Raw genomic sequence first — 19356 nt, 5'->3', positions numbered from 1 at the left:
ACAAAAAAAGAGACTGTTTACAATTTTACAGTCTCTTTTTTTAGCATTAGTTTCTAATGTATTTATAAACTTTCTGCTTCTGTTGTGTTTACTTTTTCAACATGTTCTATTTTGCTTTCCTTATTTTTTGTCGCACGATAAAACAGTAAACAAACTATCATAAATGGAATACCACAATACAATGCCATTCTTTGTTCTGGAATAAAAGCCATAGCTACAATTACTGTTAAATTTAATACTAAAGCAAGCAGTGGTACGAATGGATACAATGGCGTTTTAAATTTCAAGTCTTTAATATCCCCGCCCTGCTTCACGTATGTCCTTCTAGCTAATAGATTAGATAGAGCGATCGATGCCCAAACTAATATCGCTCCAAACCCTGCAATTGAAAGAAGCCATAAATAAACTGTATCTTCCGCATAAATACCTGATAGTAATGAAAGACAACCTACAATCGTACTTACAATCAATGCATAAATAGGAACACCGTTTTTAGATAACTTACTAAAAATCGGGCTAATCATTCCTTGATTAGACATCGACCATAGCATACGAGAAGTTGCATATAATCCTGAATTCGCAACTGATAGTACCGCTGTAATAATAACGAAATTTATAATATCAGCCGCATAAGGAATACCAATTTTATCAAATACAACTACGAATGGACTTTCTATCACGCCTGCTTGCTGCCAAGGAAATAGTCCCGCAAGAATAAAAATAGATAGTACAAAGAAAACAAGTATGCGCCAAACTGTATTATTAATTGCCTTCGGGATCGTTTTCTCTGGATTTTCACTCTCACCAGCTGCAATACCAACTAGTTCTGTTCCTTGGAAGGAAAAATTAACTGCAATCATCGTAATTAAAATTGCTGATAATCCATTTGGGAACAATCCACCATAATCAGTAAAGCTAGAAAACATCGGTGCTGGTTCATTTCCTTTCATATCTAGAAAACCAAACATTGCTGCCCCGCCTAAAATGATAAATGCAATAATTGTAATTACTTTAATACTTGCAAACCAGAATTCAACCTCCGCAAAACTTCTTGAAGATAACGCATTAATAACAAAGAGCAATACGGCAAACACTACACACCAAATCCATGATGATACATCTGGAAACCAACGTTTCATTAATATACTAACTGCAATTAATTCAATGCCTATCGTAGCCGTCCAGTTTAGCCACGACATCCATCCCACTACATAACCCGCTGCAGGTGAAATATGTTTTGTAGCATATGTTTGATACGATCCTGCATCAGGCATCGCAACCGCTAATTCTCCAAGACAGAGCATCGTTAAATACATAACAAATCCACCGACAAGATACGCTACAATCGCTCCTCCAGGTCCAGCTTCATGAATTGTATAACTGGATCCTAAAAAAAGCCCAGTACCAATAACACCTCCGAGTGCAATCATAAATATGTGCCGACTTTTCAATTCTCTTTTTAATCCTTGGTTTTGATCCATCATATAACTCCCCCCTTTTCACTTTGCAAACCCATTTAATGTAAGCGTTTTTAAAATTCTTCATAGTAAAAATAATTATTAAAAAGTGCAAAATACATATTACTTCTATTAATCACTACCTGTTATTAATAGATCATCCCTTACTGTTATTAATAGTTTTTGATCAGCGATAGCTTGTCCTTCTACCACTTCTAAAGATTCGATATAACCACTGATTCCTACCTTAATTTCTACTTTCTGCTTATCTATCGTTTCAATTAACGCTAATTTCTCCCACTCATATACGTAAGAACTTTCAGTAACAAATAATTTCTCTACTTTTCCGTAACAAGGACTATACACGCCTTCTATAACCGTCTTCACTTAATAAATTCCTCCTCTTAATTAATTTGCACTGAAATGTCGCATACCCTATGAAAAGTTCTAATTCACCCACTCCTTCAATTTAAAGATTTCAATTATTATTTATGCAAGATACGTACCAACCTCAATATCTATATAAAAATTAAGATTTCGCACAAAAAAATCTACATAACCGCAAAATTTTTCTATCGTTTGAAAAGTTTTAAAAGAAAATAGCAAAAAAATTTTGCGATTTTATGAGAATTTTAATAAAATTATAAAAAGTCAGTCTTCATAGGGTAAAACGAGGAGAAGATAATACATGCATACAGAAGAAATTAATTTTAAACAAATTACTGAAATGAATGCGCTATATGAAGCTTTACTCAATGAACTCGATATCGGGATTCATATTATTAATGAGGAAAGTAAAACGATTATCTATAACCGCAAAATGATGGAAATTGAATCAATGGACCGCTTAGATGTGCTATATAAAAGTCCTTTAGAGGTATTTGCATTTGAAGAAAATAAAAATAGTACTCTTATAGAGGCATTAAAATTTGGAAAAACCAAAAAAAATATAAAACAAACGTATTTTAACAATAAAGGGCAAGAAATTACGACGATTAACGATACTTTCCCTATAATAGAAAATGGAAAAATTAAAGGCGCTATTGAAATTTCAAAAGAGATTAGTCACTTAAAACAACCGATAAGAATGAGTCCTTCTCGAAAACAAAATAACAAGTTTACCTTTGATCACATAATCGGTGATTCTAGTGCTATTCAATCGGTCATTACAGAAGCAAAGCGGGTAATTCGTACCTCCTCATCCATACTTCTCATAGGAGAAACAGGGACCGGTAAAGAACTATTTGCACAAAGTATCCATAATGAAAGTCAGCGTTCAACAAAACCATTTATTTCGCAAAACTGTGCCGCTATACCTGATACACTCATGGAAAGCTTATTATTTGGGACGAACCGAGGTGCATTTACAGGAGCTATCGATAAATCTGGTTTATTTGAAGAAGCAAACGGAGGAACTTTGTTATTAGATGAGATCAACTCATTAAGTCCATCACTTCAAGCTAAGTTATTACGAGCTATACAAGAAAAAACAATACGAAGAATCGGGGGCGCACAAGAAAAAGAAATTGATGTTCGTATTATAGCAACTATTAATGAAGACCCTCTTGAAGCTATTGCACACAATCGGTTAAGAGAGGATTTATATTACCGATTAAGCGTCGTTACTTTATGTCTTCCACCTTTACGTGAAAGAAAAGAAGATATTCCAGCTCTTGTTCAGCACTTTATCGAAAAGTACAATATTCAATTCGGGCTCGGCGTAACCGATGTAGATGTACATGTAAGAGAATTCTTTTATGCACACGATTGGCCCGGAAATGTACGAGAATTGGAACATATAATAGAAGGTTCAATGAACTTAATAGAAGATGAAAATATCATTACAGCGTTTCATCTTCCCACTCGCTTTCGCGAACGAATAAAAAAAGAATTCCATATACAACCTTCCCTAACTAGTCAGGATGCTGATACACCTAAAACTTTAAAGCGCACAATAGAAGAAATGGAAAAGAACTACATCAATCAAATCCTTAAAGAGAATCATGGTAATATCTCACAAGCGGCAAAGTTTTTAGGATTGAGTAGACAAAACTTACAATATCGAATAAAAAAACTGCATTTGCACATATAAAATGAACATACTACTAAGTGCAAATAAATGGAAAACTTTGCTATAATAAACATATAACATGCTAGAAAGGGGCGATATATATGAGTAATGATAAAAAATTAAAGTTATTACAATACTTATACCTTCTTCCTGCCGTTCTATGTATGATGTTATTCATTAATGCTGATATGAGCAGCTTTCCTTATGCAAAGCTCTTAGGAACAATTAGCGGCTCCTTTGCGGCTATTATGCTTGCTGCTTTTTGGAATTTGAAGCTACGCATGAAAAAAGAGAAATCTTCTTAATTTCAGAGTGCAAAAAAATCGAGCCTTATCAGCTCGATTTTTTTACTTATTATTAAAACTCAACATTCTCCAAATACAAACCACTCGCCTCAGCAAGGCAATTAATTTGATTGCGCTGTTTTCCCTCTAAAATGTTTGGAATTGCTTCAGCATCTAGTTGTCCTAATCCAACTTCAATTAATGCCCCAACAATTTTTCGTACCATGTTATGAAGGAATCCGTTACCACTTACTCTAATTTGTACAAATCCAGCCTCTTCCATCACTTCAAGTGTATATACTTCTCGAACCATAGACTTTTTCTTTGATTTCGCATTTGAAAAAGCAGTAAAGTCATGTGAACCAACTAAATGTTTCGCAGCTTCTTTCATGCTTTTCACATTTAATTTTTTATTCACGTGCATGCTGTATTTACGCATAAATGGATTTGTATGCTCTTCATTCCAAATTTTATAAAGATATGTTTTTGCTTTAGAATTGTAACGAGCATGGAAGCGATCTTGTACTTCTTCTACATTCGTAATGCTAATATCATTGGGTAAATATTGATTTAAATATTTTTTCACTTTATGTTCCACTAACTTCTCATCACTTTGAAAGTTAGCAACTTGATTCAAAGCATGTACCCCAGCGTCTGTTCTACTACAACCGATAATCTCAATTTCTTTTCCGACCATTTCAGATATGACACTTTCGATTTTTCCTTGAATCGTATTATCGTTATTACCGAGACGTTGCCATCCTTTAAAACGTGCACCATCGTACTGAATCGTTAATTTATAATTGTTCATTTTATTCTCCTTCATAGAAAATATTCCCTCATACCATGAGGGAATATTAATAAACTTTACTTTCTAACAAGCTTCACTACATTTTCTACATGAGCTGTATGTGGGAACATATCAACTGGTTGTACATATTCCACTTCATAACTCTGCATTAATGCATTTACATCACGTGCTAGCGATGACGGGTTACAAGACACGTAAACAACTTGTTTCGGTTTCACTTTTAAAATCGTTTCCAGTAATTTATCATCGCAACCTGTACGCGGTGGATCGACAACAATTACATCTGGACGCCATCCTTCTTTTACCCACTTTGGTAACCATTGTTCTGCTTTACCTGCTTCATATTTTGTGTTTGTAAATCCGTGGCGTTTTGCATTTTTCTTTGCATCTTCAATCGCTTCTGGAATTACATCCATACCACGTACTTCTGCTGCATCATTCGCAAGCCAAAGACCAATTGTACCAACACCACAATACGCATCTACAATTTTCTCATTTCCTGTTAAAGCAGCTGCTTTTTTCGCTTCATCGTATAAAACAACCGTTTGCTCTGGATTCAATTGGAAGAATGCACGTGCTGATAATTCAAATGATAAATCACCAAGTGTTTCTTGAATTACTTCTTTTCCAGCTAATTTAAACGTTTTGTCACCAAAAATAACAGATGTTTTACGCCAGTTTACGTTTTGCATAATTGATTTAACCGCTGGCATCTGTTTTTGTACTTCTGCAATAAATTGTTCTTTATTTGGCAATTCTTCTTTTGTTGTAATAAGTGTGACTTGTACTTCACCTGTTTGAACTGCAGTACGTGTCACAATTGTACGTACTAAACCTTTTTGTTTTTTCTCATTGTAAATAGAAACATTTAACTTTTCTAATATACGTCTTACAACTTTTGTCGCTTCATTCGTTGCCTTATGTTGAATCATACAATGAGAAATATCAATTAACTGATGTGAGTTTTGTTTATATAGCCCTGTAATAACCTTTTCATCTTTACGTCCCACTTGTAATTGACTTTTATTACGATAATGCCATGGATTTTCCATGCCAAGCGTTGGACGAATTTTCTCTTCTAGACTGTTATTCATGTACTTCTCGAATGCTTGTACAACGATATCACGCTTTTGATTTAATTGTTCTTTATAATCTAAATGTTGTAACTGACAGCCACCACACTCCTCATATACTGAACATGGTGCTTTCACACGATGTGGTGATGATTTACGAACTTTTTTCACTTTCGCTTCAGCGAAGCCACGCTGAATTTTCGTTGCTTCAGCAACAACTTCTTCTCCTGGTAATGCCCCGGGAATGAAAACAACTTGTCTCTTAAAATAACCAACGCCTTCTCCGTTAATCCCAAGACGTTTAATTGTCACAGGGAACGTTTGACCAACTTCCAACTTACTCTCATGTTGCTTTTGTATCATTATTACACCTCTACTCTATACTTTTCCATAAATATAACGCTGCATAACTGCAGTATGGTTCACACTCTTGTTTCACTTTTTCTAAAAATGCATCATCAGGTTTATCATCTAATTGAAATACACCTTGCACTGCGCGCTGAATTCCAATGTCTGCTTTTGGAAACATATTTTTTCGTCCAAGCCCAAACATTAAAAAGTTTTGCACTGTCCATGCTCCAATACCCCTTATTGGTAACAATTGTGCCGATACTTCTTCTTCTGTTTCATTTTCTATCCTTGCTAAATCTAATTTTCCGCCTACGATATGCTTTGCTAATCCTACTATATATTCGGCTTTTCGCTGACTAAACTTCTGCTCTCTCAATTCTTCTATTGAAATGTTCGCTACTCTTTCTGGTGTTGGGAAAAAGAAAACGCCGTTCTTCTCTGTCCCATATCTTTTTACAAATTGATCTGTTAGCACAGTAGCAAATTTCAAATTTATTTGTTGATGAATAATACAGCGAAGAAGACAAGCGAAATAATCGAATTCTAAAATAATTGGAGTATAAGCATATGTTTCAAATAGTGGACGTAATGATGTGTTTAAAAAATGATTTTGTATATTTTGAAACGGTTCATTCCAGTGAAAAATAGATTTCATTCGTTTCATTACTTTTTCTTGATCTCCTGCCTGACTAGAGATCCAAAATTGTGGATTTTGAACAGTACCAATCCCTTGCAAACGAACAACAATCTGTTCTTCGTCTATAAAAAGCGGGATATAAATTACTTTCTCGTCTAATTGAATGACGTTTAACGGGTCGAAAGATAAACGCTTCAGCACTTCCTCAAAATGGTACGGATATTCTAACGTAACATGTTCGCTCCACATACGTTTCCCCATCCTTTTTTACACATCATTATAGCATGAGAAAACCGCAAGCATACATGCTTACGGTTGATTGCTGTTTACTAAATCATCTAGGCTTTTAAAATGATACCCTTTATCGCGCAAATCATCAATGATTTTCGCAAGTGCTTCCGCATTATCTTTTGATATCGCATGAAGTAACAAAACAGATCCTGGATGAATCATAGTCATTACATTATTATGAGCGTATTGCCAACCTCTTTGCTGATCTACTTTCCAATCAAGAAATGCAAGCGACCAAAACACATTATAGTATCCCATTTCTTTCGTAAGAGCTAGCGTTCGCTCACTAAACACGCCTCGCGGAGGACGTACATATTTCACTTCTTTTTGTCCTGTCACTTTTTTAATTTCTTCCGTTACACTTGTTAATTCTTCACGAAGTTTTGCATCGTTTACTGCTGTAAAATCAGGGTGACTCCAAGAATGATTACCAATAATATGTCCTTCATTTTTCATTCTTAATAATAAATCTTTTTGTGTTTTTATATAGTGCCCCGTCACAAAGAAAGTTGCGGGTACTTTTTTCTCCTTCAGTACATCTAAAATCTTTCCTGTATATCCATTTTCGTATCCATTATCGAATGTTAAATAAATGTCTTTTTTCTTCGTATCACCTAAGTAAAATCCACCATTTTTTTGTAGTAATTCTGTATATAATTTCCCTGCATCTGGCACCGTTTCATTTTTAGGGCGTGGGATCCCCCAGTTATGTGGTGTATTCGTATAAGCAAATGTTGAAACTGGAACAAGTGCCATCATAATTGAAAAAATGAGACCTATATATAACCATTTATATTTCATAAATAGTCTCCTTTCCATATATAATCGTACCTGTAGTTTCTGTTTTCACTCTTTCTTTCATGCTGAACATGTTTTTCTATATATACCAAAAAAATACACCTCGAATGATTCGAGGTGTATTTCTCTTTACTTAAATACAGGTTCTTTAAAGCTCGCCAATTTTTCAAGTGATGTTTTATCTACATCAGCATGTAGGCTTTTCCCATGAGAATCCATCGTTACAACTGCTTTAAAACCATTGATACGTAAATGCCACATTGCTTCCGGGATACCGAATTGTAAGAAATCAACATCTTTCACTTCTTTAATACATTCAGCATAATATTGTGCTGCACCACCAATTGCATTTAAGTACACACCACCGTGTTCTTCTAAAGCAGCTAATGTTTTAGCACCCATACCACCCTTACCAATTACAGCACGAATACCGAACTTTTTCATAATATCGCCTTGATATGGCTCTTCACGGATACTTGTCGTTGGACCTGCCGCTTTAATTTGCCAATTATCATTTTCATCTTTCACTACAACTGGACCACAGTGATAAATAATTTGTCCATTTAAATCTACTGGACAATCGTTATCCATTAAATGTTTATGAATTGCATCACGTCCTGTATACATCATGCCGTTAATTGTAACAACATCCCCAACACGAAGTTCACGAATTTGCTCTTCTGTAATTGGAGCTTGTAATACGATTTCGCGCTGCTCTGATTGTTCTTGTGTAGCCTCTTGCTGAAGTGTATCTTCACCTTCTTGGTATAACCAATCCATAATTTCTCCTGTTTCAGGATGGATTTTTACACCAAGACGGCGATATGCCCAGCAATTATACGCAACAGATACATAGAAGCTAGCTGGCAAGCGATTATATACGCCAATTTTACACCCAAGTAAAGTTGTTTCTCCGCCGAATCCCATCGTACCAATGCCAAGTTTATTCGCATTTTCTAATACGTACTCTTCAAGTTTTTGTAACTCTGGTACTGGATTAACATCATCTAATGTACGGAATAATTGATTTTTTGCTAATTCGTAACCTGATGTTCGGTCTCCCCCGATACCAACACCAATTACACCTGCACTACATCCTTGGCCTTGCGCTTGATATACAGCATGAAGAAGGCATTTACGAATTCCTTCTAAATCACGACCTGCACGTCCAAGCCCTTCTAATTCACACGGTAAGCTATATTGAATATTTTTATTCTCACATCCGCCGCCCTTTAAAATTAAACGTGCATCAATGTAATCTTTTTCCCATTGCTCAAACTTAATAACTGGTGTTCCTGGTCCTAAATTATTTCCACTATTATCCCCAAAAAGAGAATCAACAGAGTTAGGACGAAGTTTACCATCTCTTGTCGCCCGCTCAAGCGCACTATAGATAGCTTCCTTCAGTTTTAATTGATTCACACCAACTGGTGTATAAATTTTAAACGTTGGCATCCCTGTATCTTGGCAAATCGGCGAGATATTATCATCTGCCATTTTAATGTTATTCGTAATTGTGCCAAGTGCCATCGCTGAACGAGTTCCTGCGTTTTCTCGCTCTTTCGCTTGTTGAATCGCACGACGAACATCTTTCGGTAAGTTCGTTGACGTTTCAACAACTAGTTGATACATGCTTTCTTGAAGCTTTTCCATTGTTACTTCCCCCTCAATTGTGAACGCTACCAAAACGTTATGAGATGAAAATTCCATTGTTATGCTCTTCAGCTTTTTATTTATCACGCTATTAAAGTATAAATGAAATTTTTCACAACTTGATTATACCTTTTTTTCTATATTCCTTCTATTATCCGTACAGAAAAAGGCTACCAATTTTGTATTGGCAGCCTTTTTAATATATTATTCGTCTTTTTTAAATTGCTCACATTTTAATTCTAATTCATCCAACATCGCAAGAAGACGATCTACATCTTCTAACTCTACTTCTTCAGGTTCAATTGTATCAATTACTTCAATGAACATATTTAAACGCTCTTTTAAATATACTAATTGTGTATCTTTATCTTGAATTGCTTTTCCCATGAAGGCACTCTCCTTTTAATTCGAGTTGCTTTTATTATACCGCAAAAATGATTGCTATGGGCATGTAATTTCATCGATTTTGTAACAGTAATTCATTCTAATGTAAGCCCTCTCTCTTTTTCCACAAAAAAGTTTCACTTTATAAAAAGCACATATTCTTCTATTATAGAGAATGGACAAATTGTTATTTCAATAGTCAAAGGAGTATTTCATATGACGATATCACAAATAATGAAGCCGATTACTCCTTCTTACGATCCATGGGAAGCGTATATGGACCTTGAAGAGTACGGCAAACTACTATTAACAAACGTTGAGTTTACAACGACAACGTTATGCAATATGCGTTGCGAGCATTGCGCTGTTGGTTACACATTACAGCCGAAAGATCCAAATCCGCTTCCGATGGAGCTTTTATTAAAACGATTAGATGAGATTCCTCATTTACGTTCTTTAAGTATTACAGGCGGAGAACCTATGCTTTCAAAAAAATCCGTCGACAATTATGTAACACCACTCTTAAAATATGCCCATGAACGAGGCGTTCGCACTCAAATCAACTCAAACTTAACTATAGATTTAGCACGTTACGAACAAATTATTCCCTACTTAGATGTATTGCATATTTCACATAACTGGGGAACAATTGATGACTTCGTTGAAGGCGGATTTGCAATGATGGAGCGTAAACCTACTTATGAACAACGCGCAAAATTATTCGAAAGAATGATTACAAATAGTAAAGCTCTATCAAATGCAGGTGTACTCGTATCAGCAGAAACAATGTTAAACAAAAGAACTCTACCACATATGGAACATATTCATCGTCAAATTGTCGAAGAAATGGGATGTAAGCGTCATGAGGTTCATCCGATGTATCCAAGTGACTTCGCGAGCAATTTAGAAATTTTAACGAAAGCTGAAATTCGTGATGCAATTGAGCATTTACTAGAAATTCGCGATGAAAATGTATGGATGTTATTCGGAACATTACCTTTCTATGCTTGCAGTGATGATGAGCGAGACATCGCTACATTTAAAAAATTACAAGAAAGCAAAAATGTAACAGTTCGTAATGACCCGGATGGCCGTTCTCGTTTAAACGTAAATATTTTCGATGGAAATATTATTGTGACGGACTTTGGTGATGTTCCACTTCTAGGAAACATACAATCAAACACATTACAAGAAGCGTATGAAAAATGGAGCGCTTCAAAAACAGCAAAATCATTAAGCTGTCACTGTCCTGCAGTAAAATGTCTTGGACCAAATGTTCTTGTAAAAAACAGCTACTATCCGACAGAAGATTTCTTATCAAAAACAGCAAATATTACATTATAAATAGAAACGTCAGCTTATAAGCTGACGTTTTTCATGTTATTGCGAATGCGATGAAGAAATAAATTTAAAAAACAAATGATCATGAATTGGAATAGCCGCTCCAATTCCTTGAGATGTAATATTTTTCACGACAAGCCTTTTTTGATTCCCTTTTAACACAAGGTAGACTTCGCCAAATGTTACTTTTCCTTTTTCATTTACCGCTGGTGTATAAGCGTATAAATATCCAAGTTGACTCGGACTAATATTATATACACGCTCATGTCCTGTACCATAACCAATGGTCGTTTTAAATGAAAGTGGCAATTGTACTTTTTCAAGCGCTTTTAAAAGCATCATTTTTTTCACATCTGCAGCATCTTTCATATCTGCTGTTAAATCACCTTCGATTGTCTTTTGGGTTTCTTGTTTGTAGCGAAGTGGATATAAGCGATCCCCCCCGCGATTGTCATATACATTTCGATTCACTTGCTTATATTCCCAGTTAATCGATGTATCTATTGATTCATAATTTAATGCCCATTGACCTAAATAAATTTTCGCTCGGTATCCTACTGCAAGTGGTGCATTCGAAATTGTTGTTTCATTGAACATTCGAATTAAATCAGGGTTTTCAATTTTGATATTTGCTGTTTTCAATAGTTCTTGCGCAAACTTACTTGGCTGTAAACGCGGCAAATCTTGTGCGTCATTTGGAAATGTATTATCTTTTGAAATATTTAAAACAGATGAAGGCATTTTTACTTCTACCGTTGTCTTTGCAAAACTACTGTTAGGAAATAATAAAATAAACGAGACCATGGTTGAAAGACATATGCTGTATACTCGTTTCACCTGCCTGGCTCCTTCCTACATAAAGGTATATATACTACTTTGTTTATTGTTTTCTCTGGGCACAATTGTTATGCCTATTTTTCATAATAAATAAAAACCAATTCCCATAATGACATACGCCGCTAATAAAGTGCCTCCTTCAAACCAGTTTGTATCCCCATCATTTGAAATCGCAATCGTTAAGAAAACGGCTGTAATCATGGACACAAGTTCTGGTATTGTAAATACTAAAGGCATCCTTTGTGCAAAGAACATAGATAGTAGTACTAATACAGGAGCAACAAACATCGCGATTTGTAATGTAGAACCTACTGCAATTTCTACTGCGATATTCACTTTATTTTTATACGCCATAATAATCGCAGATGCATGTTCTGCTGCATTACCAACAATTGCAACGATAATAACCCCGATAAATAACTCCGACCAGCCAAACGACTTTGCGACCGTTTCAAAAGTATGTACGAGAGCCTCTGACACATAAGCAACTGCAAGTGTTGCTATCGCTAAAATGAGTAACGCTTTACCTTTGGACCACTCTGGCTCTTCCTCATGCGCTACTTCATCACTTTTATGTTGATATACACCACGGTGCGTAACTAACTTAAATAACAATGCAGCAAGGTACATAATAATCATGATAATAGAAACACCAATACTTAATTGATACGTCTTTCCAGCATCCATCTTCATTGAAAAAATCTCTGGAATAACAAAGGCTACAACAACAGCAAATATTAATAAAGCTGAATTATGCCTTGCATCATAAACATTGAAGCTTTGCCTTTTATACTTAAGGCCACCTATAAAGAAAGATAACCCTCCTACCAGTAATAAGTTTCCAAGTACAGAACCAGTTAAGGAAGCTAAAACAACTTCTGTTAATCCTGCCTGAAGTGCAAAAATTGAAATGATAAGTTCAACAGCATTACCGAAAGTTGCATTCAATAAGCCACCTATCCGGGGCCCAGAAACGATTGCTAAACTTTCTGTTGCTCTCCCCATAAACCCCGCTAATGCGATAATCGTAATGCAATATACAGCAAACATAATTGTTTGAGGCCAATGCATTGTTTTTCCGAGTACAGAAAGTGGTACACCTATAAGCGCTACTATAAGAAATATTTTATTAAACATGCTTTCCATCCTTCCATCGTATGTATTTCTCCTCATCATTAATATTATTCTTCTCCTAACTTGTCTGATTTCATCACAATTACGTTTAAAAAATCGGGTTGAAGAAAACAGTATGAAAGATATTTAAATTGTTTTGTTTAGACGAAACAATTACAAATTATGAAAAGAGGTTAAAACCATGCACTTAAAAGAAAAAATCGCAACTATTATTCAAGGACAAAGAACAGGTGTGTTATCTACTGTACGTAATGAGAAGCCGCATAGCGCTTTTATGATGTTTTTCCATGAAGATTTTGTACTATACGTTGCAACAGATCGAAATTCAAAAAAAATAGCAGATATCGAAAAAAATCCAAATGTACATGTATTGCTCGGACGAGAGGGAAAGAAATTAGATGAAGATTACATTGAAGTTGAAGGTATGGCTTCCATCGAAGAAGATCAAACATTAAAAAACAAATTTTGGACTAATAGCTTAAAACGCTGGTTACTCGGTGCGGAAGATCCTAATTATGTACTAATTAAAATCAATCCTGACACAATTTATTACATCGATAGTGCCGGTACGACCGAGCCCGAGTTTTTACGACTTTAAAATGAAAACAAGCCCTTTAAGTGGGCTTGTTTTGTCGAAAAGTTCTTCTAAAAAAAATAATAAAATAGGTGGAACTTTCTAAAGATTCTGTTATATAATAGCAGTAACTTAAATAAACTGTATTAAAACAGATTGAGGGGAGAAATAAAATTGATGAAAAGAGAAGAACGAAAAAACATGATTGAGTTTATCGAAAAGAAAAAAGGGATTGAACGTGACGAATTATTATTTATGACTGATGATGAAGTAGAGCATATTTATAATGTAACGTACTTTTTATATGAGGAAATTGCAGAGTAGTATAATAATCCCCACCTTATTAAAAATATAAGGTGGGGATTATTTCGTTTTTATACATGAGAATGATTTTCATGTATAATAATGTAAGATTGGAGGAATTTTACTATGAGCTCATGGCTATTATTCGCACTATTATCAGCAATTGCTGCTGCCCTCGTATCTATTTTTGGAAAAATCGGCTTAGATGGAATCGATGCCAACGTTGCAACAACGATTCGTTCTATTATTATGGCATTATTTATGGTAGGGGTTATTATTATACAAGGTAAATTTCAAAATATCGGTGATGTCCTCCTAAATAAAAAAGCACTGCTATTTATCACATTAAGTGGAATCGCTGGTGCTTCGTCATGGCTATTTTATTTTCTTGCATTAAAAACAGGCAAAGTCTCACAAGTAGCACCTATCGATAAATTAAGTGTAGTATTTTCCATTATTCTCGCGATGATTATATTAGGTGAAAAGTTAAACTTTATGACTGGTATTGGTGTATTATTTATTACAGCTGGTGTATTATTTATTGCTTTCAGCTAAAAAACCGCTATTATTAGCGGTTTTTTCTTTTCCTTATATAAATCCACACAATCAATGCTACAATTGCCGAAACTAATAAAATCCATATTCCATAATGATGTAAACTATATTCAACAAAGCGCCACTTCTCTCCCAGTTTCCAACCTAAGCCAATAAAAACACTTATCCAAATGAGCGCACCACCGTAGGCATACAAACAAAATCGCCACAATGTTAAATTTGAAACTCCAGCAAAATATGCTGTTAAATGACGTACTCCTGGTATAAAGTATCCAATCATTAAAAGAAATGGACCGTATTTTTCAAATAAAATATGTGTTTTTTCAATATGGTGTTCCTTAATTCTAATTTTCGGGCCATATTTTTTTAAAACAGGGAGCCCAAGTTTTAATCCTAATATGTAACTTAATGTAATTCCAAGCATTGCACCTGCCATTCCACTTAAAAAAGCAGCTGTTCCTGACATAACTCCTTTTGAAATGTTATAGCCTATAAAAGTCAATAAAAACTCATCCGGTATAGGTAACCCAACAATCCCGCCAGCTAAAGCTATAATAATTCCAAAATACCCATAATGTGCGATTAACTCGCCAATATGTTGCTCCATTCGGAAGACACATCCTATGCACGATCGTTATTCCATATTGTGCCCGTTCTATCTTCAAGCCAAACATGGTATACATATTCACTATACATTGTTTTTATAATGAACTCTACTTCTATTCCGTTCCTTTAACAGAGATTGAATCCGTAGTTTTTTTGTCCCTCCCCACCGATTATTAACCTGTACCAATCGGGATTTTACGGGCAGCTGGGTTGCCACTTAACTTCCTTGCATTCGCTAATTTTTGGAGTAGGAGTCTTCCTGCCTATAAATAGCCAGATTAAAAAATAAAAATTCATAGGCTTATTTTTTTGTTACAATAAAGGAAAGTTACTTTTTGCAACGGTTTAACTCTCAGGAAAAATGATATATCTAGCAAAAACATAGTTTGGTCTATATAATGCAACTTCTACCTATTTGAGTAACATGCACCCTTTTACATACACCATCATTTTTCTAAATTATACAGGGGGAACGAACATGACCATTGAAAAACAATTTATCCAAAAGATTTACTATAAAACATTTTTAACAGAAGACTCTTCCATCCCGGTAACGGAAGTACTCGGTGAAGCATATATAAATGAATCAAAAAATGAATTCTCCAATATATCTAATATTCGCTTCGCACAAGGTGAAGTTTATTTTCAAACTAAAGACTTTGAAGCCGCTATATTCAAATGGGAGAAAGTAAATAATGAACTTGCTCTCTGGGCCATGAAGAATATTGCAGATGCTTATTTCGAATTAGATTTCTTACCAAAAGCAGAAGAAATTTATAAATCTATCCAAACAGAAGATACAACTCTTACGATGGAAGTTTCCCTACAACTTCTTTCTCTTTATATCGAGCAAAATCGTTTAGGTCTAGCATTTAAGACGATTAGTGACGCTGTTGCGTTTCAACCGGACTATCCAAATATTACTGCAATCGCTCGATCGTTCTATGAAAAACAAGAAGATTGGAATAATGCTATTGAACTAGCGGTTCAAGAAGGAATTCGAACAAAATCATTACACTGGTTTGATACTTTAATCAATTATGTAAACAGAGGCTTTACTAACAAAATAAAACCTGAGTATTTCTATGAATCTTTAAAAGCCTTATATGCTATCGATCAAGTTCAATTTAAAGAGCTTGTTATTTCACTTTGGAACAGCTATGAAAATGAATCATTCCATCTACCTTGGATTCAAACAATAAATCACTTATTCTTACATATTGAAGTAGATGCTAATGACGATTGGAATGAAATTTCTACTCGCTATCAAGAGACTTACTTCGAATTGATTACTGGACAACATTTCATGCACGAATTACAAGGACTTGTACCAGATTTATTAACAAATTGGTTTAGTTTAACGAAAACGGAAGATTCTTTACTTGTCTCCGCAGCAGTATTAGCATGGAATGAAGTTTCACCGACAACTCTAGAATCATTACTTGTAAAAAGCGCAGGTGCCTTACTTTCAAATACATCAGCTCATTCAAATGTTGATATGGCAGACGTATCAGCATTATTTGAAACGATTGCTGTATGGGCTGAGAAGAATGATGTAGATTTAGGTCATCAATTCACACTACTTGTTCGTGAGTTATACGATTTAAACGTTGCACAACTTCTAGTAGCAGGAGCTAGCGATTATGATAAATCAGCCTTTATTAACTCTATACTAGGCGAAAATATATTAAATGAGACTATAACAACTGCAATTACATTTAAAGATGATAGTCAAACTGCAATAACTGAGCTTACAGAGCTAGATATACGAAATATACCAAACTTTGACGAGCTTCATAACATACTAGCGGTACCTTCTCAGTTAGAACTAGAAAACAAATGTATTGAAGTTAAATTACCAAGTAGATTTTTACGAAAAAATAAGTTTTCATTCCTTGTCACACCTACTATGCATGGACAACTTGACAAAAACAGCTCTCATTTCGAATACTTACAGGCAGCAGATAGTCTCATCTATGTACTAAATTCAGCTTCACCATTACATAATGACGAGCTCGATACATTACTATATATTCGTGAGCAAGTACCAAATTTACAGATTCAATTCATCTTACAAACAATTGATGCAAATACTAGTGAAAACATCACGAACAACATTAAGAAGAAAATACTCGTACATTTCCCAGAAGCACAATTTTTCCCTTACTCTCCTTCCCAAGAGAGTAGTGAACAGCTAGGTAATGTAACTGACTCTATTCTTTCTAACCTTACTCAGCGTAACGTGGAAAAAGAACGCATTGAAAAATTATTATGGTTTATCCAAAAAACAATTGCATTCCTTTTAAATGAACGTGTGGAATTAGAAAATACGTTAGTGAAATCAGTCCGCTGGAATAAGCATATTTTAGTAAAACTTGATGGTTTTATTAATAATCTTACTGCTATCCAAAAAGATAAAATTCGTTCTATTACAGAATCTTATCTTTTAACAAAAGAAGAGATTACGCAGGATATACATTCTCAAATCCCTGAATTGTTGCAGAGTTGCTCTGATCTTGTTCAAGAAGATAGTGATTTCAAATTAGTCCATGAAGAACTAAATGTAGCAATGAATGAAAGAATTCAAAAGCATGTACAGCAAGTGCTTCTTCCTAAGTTTACTGGGTCTATTCAAGAATGGATTGAAACTGCTCATAATGAATTCATCCAAGCTCAGGCTTATTTAGATGAAATGGGCGATACTTTTAATAAACTCTATGAGGAAGAGCGTATTAAACTTCCGTGCGATTTCAAATTACTAGATGACTGGGATAGAGATGTTGCAAGAATGACGAACAGAATTACAGTGGCTAACATCAATATTTTATTACGCTTTACACCAACACAATTTTTCTTGAAAAGTGCAGGGAAATTATTCGGTAATATGCAAAAAAACCAGTCTATGCTATCAAATAAATATAAACAATATATTGAAACAGAAGATTATACAGAAGTTGCTCAGATGATTTCCAAACAATTCTTCCTTCAATTTGAAGTGTTTGAAGGTGCGCTAGAACGTGATATCATGATGTTCTTTAAAGAACCTCTTAGCATATTGAAACAAACTGTAGAAGCGGCTCAACTTGAAATACAAGAAGATGAGCAAACATTAACAAAGCTAAGAACCAACCCAGAAACTTATCATGATCCTTTAACACTATTTAAATTGCAATTATTACAAAAAAAATTCATGTTAAATATTGAAACTATCGCTTCACAAGAAACAATAAAGTGAAACTTTAATCAGTGGGGGTTTTTGTTCATCCCCACTGATTATTAGCCTTCACCAATCGGGCGTTTACGGGCAGTTGATCTCCCACCTAGCTTCTTTGCTCCACCTGAATTTTGAGGTGGGAGTTTTACTGCCCGTTAATGCGGGATAAATACAACACCAACTGTTTAAATAAGAAAAACCAAGCAACTAATTCGCTTGGTTTTTCTTATTTTTAATTTACAATTTTCACATGTTCAAATGGGTAATATATCGCCATAAGCTTTCCTAATACTTCTGTTCTATCAATGAGTCCTAAGCCGTTCCTACTATCCCTACTAACTAAACGATTATCTCCCATCACAAAAATTTTATTTTTAGGAATTGTAATCGGTCCAAAGTCTTCTGTTAAATTGATAAGTAATTTTTCTGCCTGTTTTTTATTATTATTTAAATACTCTTCGTTTTTCACTTGATGATTAACATATAATTGATCATTCTTCATTTCAATTACATCTCCTGGCAATCCAATAACTCTCTTCACGTAGAAATTATCTGTCTTCACGACAATAATATCCTCTCTCTCATAACTTTCAAATCTCTTGGCAAGTTTATTAATGATTACTTTATCTCCATCTTGTAACGTCGGCCTCATCGATGCTCCTTTTACAGTCGTAGGAAAAAACAAAAAGATTTTTGCCAAAAACACTAATAAACATGCTATTGCAATTATTTCAAAGAACTCACGCAAACGTTTTTTCTTTTGCATCATTCCACCATCTCATCATCTTTTTATTTTTATTATAAATACTCCGACTGATTAATTTCCACAAAATTCTGAATTATAAAATTGTAATATTACAAATATAAAAATAATAATCCTCATACATTTACTATTCTTATATATTACTAGATAGGCATTTCTCTATGGAATTCCTGCTTACTAAATATAATACGCTGCATAAATAAAACAAACAAATATAGT

Annotated in this window: 19 protein-coding genes; 7 read left to right on the top strand and 12 right to left on the bottom strand. The window is 34.6% G+C overall.

Annotated elements, in window-relative coordinates; genetic code table 11:
• Positions 1 to 62 precede the first annotated feature (62 nt).
• Entirely contained in the window at positions 63 to 1484 is a 1422-nt protein-coding gene (locus tag Q3V31_RS24225) for an amino acid permease (RefSeq protein WP_000969263.1), read from the bottom strand.
• 105 nt (positions 1485 to 1589) lie between these two features.
• Positions 1590 to 1844: a biotin/lipoyl attachment domain-containing protein gene (locus tag Q3V31_RS24220; protein ID WP_000859494.1), complete on the bottom strand. Its 255-nt coding sequence runs from the start codon at positions 1842 to 1844 to the stop codon at positions 1590 to 1592.
• A gap of 301 nt (positions 1845 to 2145) precedes the next feature.
• Between Q3V31_RS24220 and Q3V31_RS24215 the strand changes: the two genes are divergently transcribed.
• Together Q3V31_RS24215 and Q3V31_RS24210 are read left to right on the top strand one after the other, a co-directional pair.
• Complete coding sequence (locus tag Q3V31_RS24215) at positions 2146 to 3549, top strand: sigma-54 interaction domain-containing protein (RefSeq protein WP_090814103.1); 1404 nt, start codon at positions 2146 to 2148, stop codon at positions 3547 to 3549.
• Positions 3550 to 3629: 80 nt separating this feature from the next.
• Positions 3630 to 3833 carry a hypothetical protein gene (locus Q3V31_RS24210; RefSeq protein ID WP_000063866.1) on the top strand — a complete coding sequence of 68 codons (204 nt, stop codon included), beginning with the start codon at positions 3630 to 3632 and terminating at the stop codon, positions 3831 to 3833.
• Positions 3834 to 3885: 52 nt separating this feature from the next.
• On the opposite strand, the gene truA is transcribed toward Q3V31_RS24210, so the two are convergent.
• The 6 genes from truA to Q3V31_RS24180 form a co-directional block, all read right to left on the bottom strand.
• Positions 3886 to 4623, bottom strand: a complete 738-nt coding sequence (gene truA, locus Q3V31_RS24205) for a tRNA pseudouridine(38-40) synthase TruA (protein ID WP_016128283.1) — start codon at positions 4621 to 4623, stop codon at positions 3886 to 3888.
• 56 nt (positions 4624 to 4679) lie between these two features.
• The gene (rlmD, locus tag Q3V31_RS24200) at positions 4680 to 6059 is read right to left on the bottom strand and encodes a 23S rRNA (uracil(1939)-C(5))-methyltransferase RlmD (RefSeq protein ID WP_000615190.1); all 1380 of its coding nucleotides are present in this window, start codon (positions 6057 to 6059) and stop codon (positions 4680 to 4682) included.
• Positions 6060 to 6069: 10 nt separating this feature from the next.
• Entirely contained in the window at positions 6070 to 6933 is an 864-nt protein-coding gene (locus tag Q3V31_RS24195; protein WP_000269429.1) for a DNA-3-methyladenine glycosylase family protein, read from the bottom strand.
• A 60-nt stretch (positions 6934 to 6993) separates the two neighbouring features.
• Positions 6994 to 7776 carry a delta-lactam-biosynthetic de-N-acetylase gene (gene pdaA, locus Q3V31_RS24190; protein ID WP_000875963.1) on the bottom strand — a complete coding sequence of 261 codons (783 nt, stop codon included), beginning with the start codon at positions 7774 to 7776 and terminating at the stop codon, positions 6994 to 6996.
• Positions 7777 to 7902: 126 nt separating this feature from the next.
• Complete coding sequence (gene fumA, locus Q3V31_RS24185) at positions 7903 to 9426, bottom strand: class I fumarate hydratase (protein WP_000413543.1); 1524 nt, start codon at positions 9424 to 9426, stop codon at positions 7903 to 7905.
• Between the two features lie 204 nt (positions 9427 to 9630).
• Positions 9631 to 9813: an SE1561 family protein gene (locus Q3V31_RS24180; RefSeq protein ID WP_000513558.1), complete on the bottom strand. Its 183-nt coding sequence runs from the start codon at positions 9811 to 9813 to the stop codon at positions 9631 to 9633.
• A gap of 213 nt (positions 9814 to 10026) precedes the next feature.
• Here Q3V31_RS24180 and yfkAB point away from each other — a divergent pair, with 213 nt between their 5' ends.
• Positions 10027 to 11154, top strand: a complete 1128-nt coding sequence (yfkAB, locus tag Q3V31_RS24175; protein WP_000156001.1) for a radical SAM/CxCxxxxC motif protein YfkAB — start codon at positions 10027 to 10029, stop codon at positions 11152 to 11154.
• A 36-nt stretch (positions 11155 to 11190) separates the two neighbouring features.
• Here yfkAB and Q3V31_RS24170 read toward each other — a convergent pair whose 3' ends face one another.
• Positions 11191 to 11988: a YfkD famly protein gene (locus Q3V31_RS24170; RefSeq protein WP_002094746.1), complete on the bottom strand. Its 798-nt coding sequence runs from the start codon at positions 11986 to 11988 to the stop codon at positions 11191 to 11193.
• Between the two features lie 81 nt (positions 11989 to 12069).
• Positions 12070 to 13125, bottom strand: coding sequence for a calcium/proton exchanger (gene cax, locus Q3V31_RS24165; protein WP_002094747.1), 1056 nt, complete (start codon positions 13123 to 13125; stop codon positions 12070 to 12072).
• A gap of 178 nt (positions 13126 to 13303) precedes the next feature.
• Here cax and Q3V31_RS24160 point away from each other — a divergent pair, with 178 nt between their 5' ends.
• The 3 genes from Q3V31_RS24160 (at position 13304) to Q3V31_RS24150 (ending at position 14554) form a co-directional block, all read left to right on the top strand.
• Positions 13304 to 13720 (top strand): pyridoxamine 5'-phosphate oxidase family protein, encoded by a 417-nt coding sequence (locus Q3V31_RS24160; RefSeq protein WP_000550216.1) that lies wholly within the window; start codon positions 13304 to 13306, stop codon positions 13718 to 13720.
• 153 nt (positions 13721 to 13873) lie between these two features.
• A complete protein-coding gene (locus tag Q3V31_RS24155) occupies positions 13874 to 14020 on the top strand; it encodes a BH0509 family protein (protein WP_000817786.1) in 147 nt (48 codons plus the stop codon).
• Between the two features lie 105 nt (positions 14021 to 14125).
• Positions 14126 to 14554 carry an EamA family transporter gene (locus Q3V31_RS24150; protein ID WP_000100300.1) on the top strand — a complete coding sequence of 143 codons (429 nt, stop codon included), beginning with the start codon at positions 14126 to 14128 and terminating at the stop codon, positions 14552 to 14554.
• Between the two features lie 13 nt (positions 14555 to 14567).
• On the opposite strand, the gene Q3V31_RS24145 is transcribed toward Q3V31_RS24150, so the two are convergent.
• The gene (locus Q3V31_RS24145) at positions 14568 to 15161 is read right to left on the bottom strand and encodes a DedA family protein (RefSeq protein WP_000434851.1); all 594 of its coding nucleotides are present in this window, start codon (positions 15159 to 15161) and stop codon (positions 14568 to 14570) included.
• Between the two features lie 477 nt (positions 15162 to 15638).
• Between Q3V31_RS24145 and Q3V31_RS24140 the strand changes: the two genes are divergently transcribed.
• A complete protein-coding gene (locus Q3V31_RS24140) occupies positions 15639 to 18395 on the top strand; it encodes a hypothetical protein (RefSeq protein WP_016128281.1) in 2757 nt (918 codons plus the stop codon).
• Positions 18396 to 18606: 211 nt separating this feature from the next.
• Here Q3V31_RS24140 and lepB read toward each other — a convergent pair whose 3' ends face one another.
• Positions 18607 to 19143, bottom strand: coding sequence for a signal peptidase I (lepB, locus tag Q3V31_RS24135; protein ID WP_000983287.1), 537 nt, complete (start codon positions 19141 to 19143; stop codon positions 18607 to 18609).
• Between the last annotated feature and the right edge of the window lie 213 nt (positions 19144 to 19356).

The sequence above is a fragment of the Bacillus nitratireducens genome, from assembly GCF_036320425.1.
In the GTDB taxonomy this organism is placed as follows: Bacteria; Bacillota; Bacilli; order Bacillales; family Bacillaceae_G; genus Bacillus_A; species Bacillus_A nitratireducens.
Note: the sequence above shows the minus strand (reverse complement) of the source record. Positions and strands in the feature narration are given on the sequence as shown.

Coding starts and splice junctions, on each gene's coding strand:
- Q3V31_RS24225 (WP_000969263.1), bottom strand. CDS start 1,484: ATGATGGATCAAAACCAAGGATTAAAAAGAGAATTGAAAAGTCGGCAC.
- Q3V31_RS24215 (WP_090814103.1), top strand. CDS start 2,146: ATGCATACAGAAGAAATTAATTTTAAACAAATTACTGAAATGAATGCG.
- Q3V31_RS24210 (WP_000063866.1), top strand. CDS start 3,630: ATGAGTAATGATAAAAAATTAAAGTTATTACAATACTTATACCTTCTT.
- truA (WP_016128283.1), bottom strand. CDS start 4,623: ATGAACAATTATAAATTAACGATTCAGTACGATGGTGCACGTTTTAAA.
- rlmD (WP_000615190.1), bottom strand. CDS start 6,059: ATGATACAAAAGCAACATGAGAGTAAGTTGGAAGTTGGTCAAACGTTC.
- Q3V31_RS24195 (WP_000269429.1), bottom strand. CDS start 6,933: ATGTGGAGCGAACATGTTACGTTAGAATATCCGTACCATTTTGAGGAA.
- pdaA (WP_000875963.1), bottom strand. CDS start 7,776: ATGAAATATAAATGGTTATATATAGGTCTCATTTTTTCAATTATGATG.
- fumA (WP_000413543.1), bottom strand. CDS start 9,426: ATGGAAAAGCTTCAAGAAAGCATGTATCAACTAGTTGTTGAAACGTCA.
- Q3V31_RS24180 (WP_000513558.1), bottom strand. CDS start 9,813: ATGGGAAAAGCAATTCAAGATAAAGATACACAATTAGTATATTTAAAA.
- yfkAB (WP_000156001.1), top strand. CDS start 10,027: ATGACGATATCACAAATAATGAAGCCGATTACTCCTTCTTACGATCCA.
- cax (WP_002094747.1), bottom strand. CDS start 13,125: ATGTTTAATAAAATATTTCTTATAGTAGCGCTTATAGGTGTACCACTT.
- Q3V31_RS24160 (WP_000550216.1), top strand. CDS start 13,304: ATGCACTTAAAAGAAAAAATCGCAACTATTATTCAAGGACAAAGAACA.
- Q3V31_RS24155 (WP_000817786.1), top strand. CDS start 13,874: ATGAAAAGAGAAGAACGAAAAAACATGATTGAGTTTATCGAAAAGAAA.
- Q3V31_RS24150 (WP_000100300.1), top strand. CDS start 14,126: ATGAGCTCATGGCTATTATTCGCACTATTATCAGCAATTGCTGCTGCC.
- Q3V31_RS24145 (WP_000434851.1), bottom strand. CDS start 15,161: ATGGAGCAACATATTGGCGAGTTAATCGCACATTATGGGTATTTTGGA.
- Q3V31_RS24140 (WP_016128281.1), top strand. CDS start 15,639: ATGACCATTGAAAAACAATTTATCCAAAAGATTTACTATAAAACATTT.
- lepB (WP_000983287.1), bottom strand. CDS start 19,143: ATGATGCAAAAGAAAAAACGTTTGCGTGAGTTCTTTGAAATAATTGCA.